General features: G+C 43.3%; 9 protein-coding genes and 1 pseudogene. 4 read left to right on the forward strand and 6 right to left on the reverse strand.

Annotated elements, in window-relative coordinates:
- From HWQ40_RS14495 to HWQ40_RS14505, 3 genes are all read left to right on the forward strand, one after another.
- Positions 1-593 (forward strand): WD40 repeat domain-containing protein (locus HWQ40_RS14495; protein ID WP_292778821.1); only part of this gene is annotated, 593 nt, incomplete at its 5' end.
- Between the two features lie 3 nt (positions 594-596).
- Positions 597-1,682 (forward strand): ATP-binding protein, encoded by a 1,086-nt coding sequence (locus HWQ40_RS14500; protein WP_292778823.1) that lies wholly within the window; start codon positions 597-599, stop codon positions 1,680-1,682.
- Positions 1,683-2,198: 516 nt separating this feature from the next.
- Entirely contained in the window at positions 2,199-2,441 is a 243-nt protein-coding gene (locus HWQ40_RS14505) for a ferredoxin-thioredoxin reductase variable chain (protein ID WP_334837428.1), read from the forward strand.
- Positions 2,442-2,446: 5 nt separating this feature from the next.
- Here the strand turns inward: HWQ40_RS14505 and HWQ40_RS14510 are convergent, their stop codons facing one another.
- The 6 genes and pseudogenes from HWQ40_RS14510 to HWQ40_RS14535 all read right to left on the reverse strand — a co-directional run bounded on the left by HWQ40_RS14510 (position 2,447) and on the right by HWQ40_RS14535 (position 8,039).
- The gene (locus tag HWQ40_RS14510) at positions 2,447-2,668 is read right to left on the reverse strand and encodes a hypothetical protein (RefSeq protein WP_292778825.1); all 222 of its coding nucleotides are present in this window, start codon (positions 2,666-2,668) and stop codon (positions 2,447-2,449) included.
- Positions 2,669-2,767: 99 nt separating this feature from the next.
- A pseudogene (locus HWQ40_RS14515) lies at positions 2,768-3,580 on the reverse strand (YdcF family protein).
- A gap of 125 nt (positions 3,581-3,705) precedes the next feature.
- Positions 3,706-4,212, reverse strand: coding sequence for a hypothetical protein (locus HWQ40_RS14520; protein WP_292778827.1), 507 nt, complete (start codon positions 4,210-4,212; stop codon positions 3,706-3,708).
- A gap of 107 nt (positions 4,213-4,319) precedes the next feature.
- Positions 4,320-5,849 carry an AAA family ATPase gene (locus HWQ40_RS14525; RefSeq protein ID WP_292778829.1) on the reverse strand — a complete coding sequence of 510 codons (1,530 nt, stop codon included), beginning with the start codon at positions 5,847-5,849 and terminating at the stop codon, positions 4,320-4,322.
- A 99-nt stretch (positions 5,850-5,948) separates the two neighbouring features.
- On the reverse strand, positions 5,949-6,554 hold the full coding sequence (locus HWQ40_RS14530) for a 50S ribosomal protein L25/general stress protein Ctc (RefSeq protein WP_292778831.1): 606 nt from the start codon (positions 6,552-6,554) through the stop codon (positions 5,949-5,951).
- Positions 6,555-6,695: 141 nt separating this feature from the next.
- Positions 6,696-8,039 (reverse strand): adenylosuccinate synthase, encoded by a 1,344-nt coding sequence (locus tag HWQ40_RS14535; RefSeq protein ID WP_292778833.1) that lies wholly within the window; start codon positions 8,037-8,039, stop codon positions 6,696-6,698.
- A 313-nt stretch (positions 8,040-8,352) separates the two neighbouring features.
- Here HWQ40_RS14535 and HWQ40_RS14540 point away from each other — a divergent pair, with 313 nt between their 5' ends.
- Positions 8,353-10,521, forward strand: coding sequence for a PAS domain S-box protein (locus tag HWQ40_RS14540; protein WP_292778835.1), 2,169 nt, complete (start codon positions 8,353-8,355; stop codon positions 10,519-10,521).
- Positions 10,522-10,660 lie beyond the last annotated feature (139 nt).

Raw genomic sequence — 10,660 nt, forward strand, 5'->3', positions numbered from 1 at the left:
GAGCAGTAGCCCTCACCCCCGATGGCAAGAAAGTGATTTCTGCTTCATCTGACAACACACTCATACTTTGGAATCTGGAAACTGGGGAGGATGAGCGGACTTTCAAAGGTCATCGCCACTTGGTAGGAGCAGTAGCCCTCACCCCCAATGGCAAGAAAGTGATTTCTGCTTCATCTGACAACACACTCAAACTTTGGAATCTGGAAACTGGGGAGGATGAGCGGACTTTCAAAGGTCATCGCCACAGGGTAACAGCAGTAGCCCTCACCCCCGATGGCAAGAAAGTGATTTCTGCTTCAGATGACAACACACTCAAACTTTGGAATCTGGAAACTGGGGAGGATGAGCGGACTTTCAAAGGTCATAGCCACTGGGTAAGAGCAGTAGCCCTCACCCCCGATGGCAAGAAAGTGATTTCTGCTTCATCTGACTACACACTCAAACTTTGGAATCTGGAAACTGGGAAAGAAATTGCCACTTTTACAGGAGAAAATCCATTTTTTTGCTGCGCTGTTGCAGCAGATGGGGTGACAATTGTGGCAGGTGATGGTTCAGGAAGAGTGCATTTTTTGCGGTTGGAGAATGTCGAATAAAATATGAACACTTCACCTCGACCCCCAACGCCAATCAATTCTCCCTCCTACCCAACAGAATTTCAACAAGTCATTCTCGAAAAAAGCCAAAACTTTGTTGGTCGTGGATTCGTCTTCACTGCTATATCCAACTTTCTCCAGCGTCATGACCGGGGTTACTTTACCATAATTGGCGCACCTGGTAGCGGCAAAAGTGCCATCCTCGCCAACTACGTCACAGAAAATCCCCACGTTCTCTATTACAACGCCCAACTTCCAGGCAAAAATCGCGGTGAGGAATTTATTGCTACTATCTGCACGCAAATTGCCCCGACATCTCAAGAAACGTCTCTACCTTCCCTGCTTCAGCAAGTCAGCGACAAGCTAGAACCTCAACAAAAGTTTATCATTGCTATTGATGCCTTGGATGCTGTTAACCGCACTGACCAAACCCCAGGCTCAAATCTCTTTTATCTTCCCAGATATCTCCCGCGTGGGGTGTATTTCCTTCTTACCCGCCGTCCTTATGTGCGAAAACAATCCGGTTTGTTGATAGAAGCACCTTCCCAAATTTTCGATTTAGCAGAATACCCACAACAAAACCACGAGGATATCGAAGCATATATCCGACGATATGTCAACAGTGACGAAGAACTCACAGCACAGCTAATAGCCAAAAGCGAAAACAATTTCATGTACCTTAGTCAGATATTACCTGCTATCTCTAAGGAGGTTGACCGACTTACCCCTGATTTAGAGGCGTATTATCAGCAGCATTTCCACAAGATGATTCCCCCTAACTCCCCAAACCAAGAGAGGGAATTTAAATCATCTGTGCTGAATGTATTAGTGCAAGTTTCATCAGTAGTATCAGCAGAAAGCATTGCTAGTACAATTGATACTGATGAATATGATGTTGAAGAAGTTCTGGAAAATTGGCGTGAGTTTTTAACACTCCAGGACGGCACTTGCTACCCTTCGGGAACGCTAAGAGCGAACAAGTCGGGAAACCCGCCCAACGCAGTGCCTCAAATTGATGGAGAAATCCGCTACAGTCTTTATCATTCCAGCTTCCGGGATTTCTTAAGCAAGCAAGCAAATTTTGGTTAGACTCTATAGCGTTCAATACGGTTTGGTTAAGATCCCCCCGCCTACGGCGACCCCCTTAAAAAGGGGGTAAAAGAGGGTTGTGAGCAAGCCTTAAAAAGGGGGGTTGGGGGGATCTTCGAGGAATAAACACGTTAACCGAACCGTATTGAACCCGCTTGTAAAAGGAGCGATCGCAATCACAACGCATCTGCCATGCACGAAAATTCCTAAGAGAGTTGACCTGGGGAACATCCTAGAGTCAAGATAAAAGGGTTAGATATCTTGTAAAAGTACTAAGCACATCCGATATCGCCTGATTTTCTTTCATTTCCTTGCTTTTGGGTTAAAGAGGAAAGCTATGGGCGATACTTATTAACGCAGCAAAAAACTTAAAAAAGTACGCACGGATTGCTAAGACGTGCCTGGACGCAGAGGGTTAAGCCGTTGCACCCGATGAAGCGTCAAGAAATAGCTGATTAAATCAAATTCTAAGCGGTTTAATCATATATTTTGTAGCAGATACTTGTGGAAAAGAAAATGCTAGGTGTAAATGTTGTTATGAAAGTTGGCGATCGCATCCGCGTTAAAGATTCGGTAGTGGTGTATCATCATCCTGAACATCGGAATCAGCCCTTTGACATCAAAGGCACAGAAGGCGATGTAGTAGCTATTGCCACCCAATGGCGAGACAGACCAGTAAGCGCTAATCTGCCGATTGTAGTCCAGTTTAGTAAAAAGTTTAAAGCCCACTTGCGTGAAAATGAGTTAGAAGTCATCTAAATCGCTTATCGGCGGCGAAACCACTGAAAAATATTCAGTTCGCCGCGCATTCTTTTAAGGTCTTGGCGGTTTTGTTCTGCTGTTGTATAATACCAATCACAATAACGTTGAAACTCTGACCGTGACCGAACTTCCTGGTAAAACTGATGGGTTGTTTGGTAAGAAGCAAAAGCTTCCTCAACTTGGGGTTGAGCAACTGGAATAATATAAGGTAAATTTTTTGACATAAAGTTGATTTAGTTTGTCATTTGTCATTGGTCATTTGTCATTAAAAGTTTCAAATTCAGGCAATTACCGCACTTCATAACTCATAACTCATAACTTGATTAAAGCCAACCGCGTAAGCGATAAACTAAAGAACCAATATACTCTTTTAAAGCGGTGGTAAATTGGTGTAAGTTGTCAGTATCAGGTAATAAATTTAGTATAGCGGCTTTGGGAGTACTACCGAGTTATTGCAACTCACCCTCACTAACTAGAAAGTCTGTAGGTGCAGGAATAGCATTGATTCCTTGACGCTGGAAAATCTGAAGCGATCGCGGCATATGCATTGCCGAAGTAACTAATAATACTTGATTTATTCCACGAGATAACAAGATTTTGCGGACATTTACAGCATTTTGATAAGTATTGAGAGAGTCAGGTTCTTGGATAATCGCCTCAGATGGAATACCAATGGATGTGAGTATTGTGGCCATATCTGCCGATTCTGGCGAACCACTTCCACGCCAATCAATGCGTCCCCCGCTCAGAATGATTATAGGCGCTTTTTTCTGGCGATAGAGCTGTGCAGCGTAGATGACGCGTAGGCGTAGCCCGCCGTAGGCATCGCCTGCTTCACTTAAATCGACGGTAGGTCTGGGAGGAAAAGCTGATTTTGTTGCGCCACCCAAAACCACAATCGCTTCTGCATTAGGTATTTCGGCGGGTAGAAGATTTTGCCATTCTAGCGATCGCACTAATGATTTAGCGATCCAAGCATTGCTACAAAATAGCAATAAAGTTAGGGAAAAAGCAATTGCGATCGCAGCAGTCCTCGGTCGTTTCCACAAAGTCACTAATGCTACTACCAAGCTTACACACGCTAATCCTAGTGGATAAAAAAATAGTGGCAGGAATTTGGATAGATATAAAAACATATTATTAGGGCATGGGAAATAGGAGATGAGGAAGTGAGGAAGAAAAACTATTGATTATTGACCAATGCCCAATTCCCAATGCCCAATGCCCAATGCCCAATTCCCAATTCCCAATTCCCAAATTATTACCTTTCCCAAAACTTGAAATTGAAACTACTTCCAGGAGCGCGACGGTAACGGCGACCGGTTCTTCTGATTTGCCGTTTGTTGATCCTTTCATTCGTTGGTTCAACTTCAACCTCTTCTGACTCTTCAACTTGCAACTGAGTTCTAGTTTCTTCCTTACTTCCCCACCAAGCAGTAATCCAGCCTCCAGCTAAAGCGCCTAATCCACCTAGCAAGATACTCATGGGTGCTGGATAGCCTAAATATACAAAACCCAGCATGAAAAATAACCAGTATTTCAATCCTGTATCGACACCATCAGATGAGGCGATAGCTGGAGCCTGGGCGCTATTATCGGTTAAATTTGTGATCCAGCTTAAGATGAAACCGCCCATGATTCCTAAGAAGATACTCAGGGCTGGTGCGGAGCCAGTCATTATTAATATAAATGTTAAAAATGCCCCAAATAATAGTTGAGAAAAGAAGCTGGGAGAAATACTGAAAAAGTCGTTCTTTTTGTCTGCCATAAAATAAAAAACTTATTAACCAATTACTAATTCGTAATTCCTAATTTTCGATTCAATTACGAATTACGTTAGCGCAGCGTTAGCGAATCCGTGAGTGTCATTACGAATTATTTTAATTGTGCCTGTTGTGGCTGAGTTGTATCCCAAATCTTTACATAAGGTTGTTCCTTTTCAGTGAAAGGTTCAGCTTGTTTGATTTGTGAGGCTAATAAATCGGCAGTGGCATCAGCAATATCACCAGTGCGATTGTTCAAACGCTCTTTTAGAACTTCCAGCGGTGCTGTGCATTGGATAATCTGAATAGGAAGTTGATGCTTTGTAGCTTGTGCGATCGCTTCTTGCCGTAATTGTTGTTTATCATACTTAGCATCTAAAATTACCGAAAAACCTTGTTTAGCCAGGATAATCCCCAATTCCAACAGTCGTGTGTAAGTTTTCTCGGTCATCTCCGGTGTATACAAATCATCGCCACCCTTTTCCCACAAACGAATTCCCCCTAAATGCTTCCGCACTGCATCCGAACGCAGGTGAATCGCTCCTTGTTGACGAGCTAAAGACCTTGCTGTGGTACTTTTACCAGAACCCGACAACCCCGACATCAAAATTAGTTGTCCCAGGTTTGGTTTAGTGTATTCCCAAGCCTGTTTGTAATAGTCAGCAGCGGTTTTTGTCGCTTCTTCCTTCACTGTCGTAGGTACACTCGGATCATCTAGTAAAAATGATGTCACCTTTGCCCGGACATAAGCCTGGCGACTTAAATACAAGGGCAACACCTGTAAGCCTTCCCAGTCTCCAGTTTCCTCTATATAGGCGTTCAAAAATGCATTACCCAAGTCTTTACGCTGCCGCGCTTCCAAATCCATCACCGTGAACGCTACATCGTACATCACATCGACAAAGCGAAACGGCTCATTAAACTCAATGCAATCGAACAACAAGATTTTATCGTGCCACAGGGCAATATTTCTCAGGTGTAAGTCTCCGTGACATTCACGAATATAATCGTTGTGAATTCTGCTAGCAAATAATTCTGGACGTTCGGCAAAAAAGTTATCTGTATATTGCTTTGTTTCTGTAAATTGCGCCTGAGTCTGGGGGCCACCAATATACTTTTCAGTTTGCTGATAATTCTCATGAAAGGCGGCCCGAACATTTGGCACTTCACCAAAAGTGCGAATGTAATCATTCGTCTGTGCTTCGGCATGATATTGAGCCACCACCCGTCCCAACTCATCTAGGCGTGTCTCATTTAACTTACCCTGTTCAAAAAGTGTACTTAATAGCGCCTCTTGAGGAAACTGGCGCATCTTCAGCACATATTCTACAGCCTCGTCAGTTCCTCCTAAATGGTATTGTTCCCCTACCAAAGTTATAGGTAACACTTCTAAATACAGTTCACCTGCTCCCCGTTGATTCAACCGCAACTCTTCCTGAGAAAAATGTTGCCGCTTCTCTAAGGTGGAAAAGTCTAAAAAACCAAAATTCATCGGTTTTTTTAGTTTATAGGCGTAATCTCCAGTCAGCAGCACATAAGAAATGTGGGTTTGAATTAGTTGAATAGGTTCTGTTACCGGATGGGGATAAAATCCCGGCTGCAACATTTGCTGAATTAAGACTGGAAGAGTCGCTTCTGTCATCTCTGTCCTCTGCGGTCTCTGCGCCTCTGCGGTTCAAATACAAAAAAACCAGGAGTTCCCCCCTGGTGTCATCAAAAATTATTACACAGTTTACCTAGCTTAAGAAACTGCCTCAGTTTCAGTTTCTGTCCCAGCATCTTCAGCGCTAATTTGTGGTGGCAAAACGCTGACAACAAGTCGCTCTGATTCAGCTAGAGGTGTTACACCTTCAGGAAAGGGTATATCACTAATACTCAAGCTGTCTCCAATTTGCAGATTAGAGACATCGATTTCAATTACATCTGGGATATTTTCTGGCGCACAACTAACTTGCAATTCAGTGACTACGGTGTCTAACACGCCACCTTCTTGTTTAACACCAACAGCAGTTCCCACAAAACGCAGACGTACTTCTACAGTGGTGTCGCCGTGGCCAGCAACCGCGAAAAAGCTAAGGTGATAAGGCGTACCTTTGGCTGGATGGATCTGAAGTTCCCGCAGCAAGGTTTTACCGCGCCAAGGTGCATCAGCAATATTCAACTCAATCAAGGTGTTGTTGACGGAAGCTCTTTTGAGCAAACGCTCAACAGTTTTGGCATCAATGGTCAAAGAAATGGATTCTGTACCCTTATGACCATACAAATTGGCAGGTATCAATCCAGCACGGCGCAAAGCTCTTGGCTTGCTGCCTTCTGGACGTTTTTGAGATTCGACTGTAATAGCCATAGAAGTTGTTAGTTGTTAATTAGAGTTAGGAGTTAGGAGTTAGGAGTTAGGAGTTAGAAGTTAGGAGTTAGGAGTTAGGAGTTAATTACTCACTTTTCACTCTTCATTTTTAACTCTTAACTCTTAACTCCTCACTTTTAACTAAGCACTTAGCAAGGTAGCAGGTGTGCCGTCGGGGTGCAATAAAGCGCGTTTGGGCCCGTGGATGGGGTCTTCTACGATTATGGTTTGATCGCGGCTGGCTCCTAGTGAGACGATCGCAATCGGAACTTCCATCAATTCGGCTAAGAATTTGAGATAATCCAATGCTGCTTGTGGCAAGTCTTCTAGGGTGCGGCAGTGGGTTGTTGACACTTTCCACCCTGGTAAGGTTTTGTAGATGGGGCGACATCTCGCAAATTGACGAGAACTGGTGGGGAAGTGTTCGCTGCGATCGCCATCTATGTCATAGGCGACACAAACTTGGATTGACTCTAATTCATCGAGGACATCCAGTTTGGTGAGCGCCATACAATCCATGCCGTTAATCCGCACGGCATAGCGACCGATGACGGCATCAAACCAGCCGCAGCGCCGCTTGCGTCCGGTGGTTGTGCCAAATTCAGCACCGCGATCGCACAACAATTCTCCCAACTCGCCATCCAATTCCGTGGGAAATGGCCCCTCTCCCACCCGCGTTGTGTAGGCTTTCGACACTCCAATTACCCGGTCAATCATTGTCGGCCCTACCCCTGCACCAACGCAAGCCCCCCCCGCTACCGGGTTAGAGGAGGTGACATAGGGATAAGTTCCATGATCTAAGTCAAGGAGCGTACCTTGTGCGCCTTCAAACAAAATATTCCGCCGTCGCTGAATCGCATCGGATATTTTTAACGATGTATCAATAACATAAGGGCGCAAGCGTTCTGCATATCCCAAATACTGTTCAATCACCTCTTGTGCATCTAGAGGTGGCAAGTTGTAAAGCTTTTCTAAAATGACGTTTTTATAATTAATCGTCCACTCTAGCTGCTCACGCAGCCCATCAGGGTGCATCAAGTCTAAAACCCGAATGCCTGTACGTTCAGATTTGTCAGCATAAGTCGGCCCAATGCCCCGACCTGTTGTGCCGATCTTATGGCTTCCCCGTCGTTCTTCAGATGCCTGGTCAATCAACCGATGATAAGGCATCGTTACGTGGGCTGTCTCAGATATCAGCAGGTGGTCAGTGGAAATATTTAACTCTTTTAGTTGGTCGAGTTCTGCGATCAAAATCTGTGGATCGATGACTGTTCCACAGCCGATAATGCAATCGGTATTTGGATACAAAATCCCAGAGGGAATCAAGTGCAGTTTAAAGGTCTGACCTTTAACTACAATCGTGTGTCCAGCATTGACACCCCCTTGGTAACGCACCACAACATCTGCGGAACGGCTGAGTAAGTCAGTTATTTTACCTTTTCCTTCATCGCCCCATTGGGCACCTATGACAATGACGTTAGCCAAGAGCTTATATTAAGAAGTAAAGTTTCCACAAACTATTATTATTAACATATTGCTTGAATCATGTCAAGCTAATTGTAGTAAGAGCGTAAAGACGTGCGCCCCTACAGCTAAAAATGAATTTATATTAAAAATTAGCGGATTTATTTGTGAGTATCATGTATAAATCATCATCCCTAAAAATCCAGATATTTACAACTATAACAGATTGTATTTTGCTACCCGTGTTATCAAAATCCTTAAAATATTCTCAGTATTTGTTTCTAATCTTTAATCTTAACTGATGGAGGGCATCTGGTGCAGAAGGGGCGATCGCATGAGCAAAAAATGGTATCGAGTCCAAAAGCTGAAAGCAATATTCGTCCTAGCATTGGCAGTTGTATTTACTAATGCTGTAGTTTCATATAGCAACACTGTGAAGCTGATTCATAACCAGCAATGGCTAACAGACTCTTATAAAGTTATTACCCAAATTGAAAGTATCCAATCTACACTCAAAGATACTGAAACTGCACAACGGAGTTATTTAATTACAACAGATACAGATGATTTACAAACTTATCTTGCAGCTGATCAACAAACAAATAGCAATATTCAGATTCTCAAAAATTTAACTGCAAAGAACCGTCAAAAGCAGCAGTGGATTGCTTTTATGGAGCCGAAAATTACTAACAGGCTCAACATTCTGCAACAAGAAATTTACCTCAGAAAAAACCAGGGATTAGAAGCAGTTCGGCAGCAAATATTATTTAATAATGACAAGCAAATCGGCAAAGAGATTCAACAACTGATTAACGACTTTTTGAAGGCAGAGAAAAATTTATTACAGCAAGGAATGCAGCAGTCACAAGCAAATTCCCAAAAGGCGATAGTGACATTTTTTATCGCTGCAATTGTGGATTTGGTGCTGGTGGCGTTGCTGTATGATTTGTTGTGGCGTTATATCAGGCAACTTCAGCAGACAGAACTGGCCCTACGCCAAAGCGAAAATCGTTTACGAGCCATGATAGATGCAGAACCAGAATGCATCCAGCTAATTGCCAGAGATGGCACCCTTTTAGAAATTAATGCAGAAGGGCTGGCAATGATGGAAGTGGAAAGTGCTGATATCTTGATTGGTAAACCAGTTGATGCCGTAATTGTGCCAGAGTATAAAGCCGCCTTTGCCGACTTGCATAAAAATGTCTGTCAAGGTAATAAGGGGACTTTGGAGTTTGAAATCGTGGGATTTAAAGGCACTCGCCGCTACATAGAAACTCATGCCGTACCACTATGTAACGAATCTGATGACACGTTCATCCATTTGGCACTGACACGAGATATAACCCAGCAAAAACAGGCAGAACAGAAAATTAGCGAACAAGCGGCACTGTTAGATGTATCAACTGATGCGATTCTGGTACGAAATATCCACAACCAAATCTTATTTTGGAATAAAGGTGCCCAGAGTCTATACGGCTGGAAGGCTGAGGAAGTTGTGGGTAAGAATGTTTTACAACTTTTATATAAAGAGATTTCACCACAGCTAGAAGATGCTTACTTAAGGGTGATGAATACGGGTGAGTGGCGGGGTGAATTGCATCAACTGACAAGGGAAGGCAAAGTAATTATCGTTGAAAGTCGGTGGACACTGATCCGAAATGATAATGGACAACCCAAATCCATTTTGAGTGTGAACACTGAGATTACGCAGCAGAAACAACTAGAAGCTCAACTTCTGCGATCGCAACGTTTGGAGAGTATCGGGACTCTAGCTGGCGGTATCGCTCACGACCTCAACAACATACTATCGCCAATTTTAATGTCAGTTCAACTGTTGCAGAAGAAATTGCCCGATTCACAGAGTCAGCAAATACTGCAAACTTTAGAAAATAATGTCAAACGCGGCGCTAATTTGCTTAAACAAGTGTTATCTTTTGCACGGGGTATTGAAAGCAAACGGACAATTGTGCAAATTCAGCCTTTGATGGCAGAGATTGAGCAAATTATCGCTCAAACATTCCCTAATTCGATTATTTGCCAGATAGATATCCCTAAAAATCTTTGGTACGTTCGTGGAGACATAACTCAACTACATCAGGTATTGATAAACTTAGTAATCAACGCCCGCGACGCTATGCCCAATGGCGGTATTCTTAGGATTGCGGCAGAAAATCTGGTGATTGGCGAAAATTCTGCTCAGATAAATATTGATGCGAAAGTGGGTTCTTATATTGCGATCGTGGTGACGGATACTGGTATGGGGATGTCATCAGAAGTCCAGCAAAGGATTTTTGAACCATTTTTCACTACCAAAGAGGTAGGCAAAGGTAAAGGTTTAGGACTTTCTACAGCGTTGGGTATTATTAAGAATCACGGTGGTTTTGTCAATGTTTACAGTCAAGTAGGCAGAGGTACTCAATTTACAGTCTACTTGCCTGCCTCAACATTCAGAGACACACATTCGCTGTCTCAACAATTGGAATCAGTTATAAAAGATGGCTAAACAACAACGAACTAAGCTGTTGTGCATACAAGTTGCACAATTTAAATTGTGGGTAAGAACTTCAAACCCTCTCCCCTGCTCCCCTGCTCCTCTGCTCCCCTGCGGTCTCAATGTGTAAATTAAGTACTTAACAGCTTAT

The sequence above is a fragment of the Nostoc sp. NMS9 genome, assembly GCF_017114995.1.
Classification (GTDB): domain Bacteria; phylum Cyanobacteriota; class Cyanobacteriia; order Cyanobacteriales; family Nostocaceae; genus Nostoc.

Coding starts and splice junctions, on each gene's coding strand:
- HWQ40_RS14500 (WP_292778823.1), top strand. CDS start 597: ATGAACACTTCACCTCGACCCCCAACGCCAATCAATTCTCCCTCCTAC.
- HWQ40_RS14505 (WP_334837428.1), top strand. CDS start 2,199: ATGCTAGGTGTAAATGTTGTTATGAAAGTTGGCGATCGCATCCGCGTT.
- HWQ40_RS14510 (WP_292778825.1), bottom strand. CDS start 2,668: ATGTCAAAAAATTTACCTTATATTATTCCAGTTGCTCAACCCCAAGTT.
- HWQ40_RS14520 (WP_292778827.1), bottom strand. CDS start 4,212: ATGGCAGACAAAAAGAACGACTTTTTCAGTATTTCTCCCAGCTTCTTT.
- HWQ40_RS14525 (WP_292778829.1), bottom strand. CDS start 5,849: ATGACAGAAGCGACTCTTCCAGTCTTAATTCAGCAAATGTTGCAGCCG.
- HWQ40_RS14530 (WP_292778831.1), bottom strand. CDS start 6,554: ATGGCTATTACAGTCGAATCTCAAAAACGTCCAGAAGGCAGCAAGCCA.
- HWQ40_RS14540 (WP_292778835.1), top strand. CDS start 8,353: ATGAGCAAAAAATGGTATCGAGTCCAAAAGCTGAAAGCAATATTCGTC.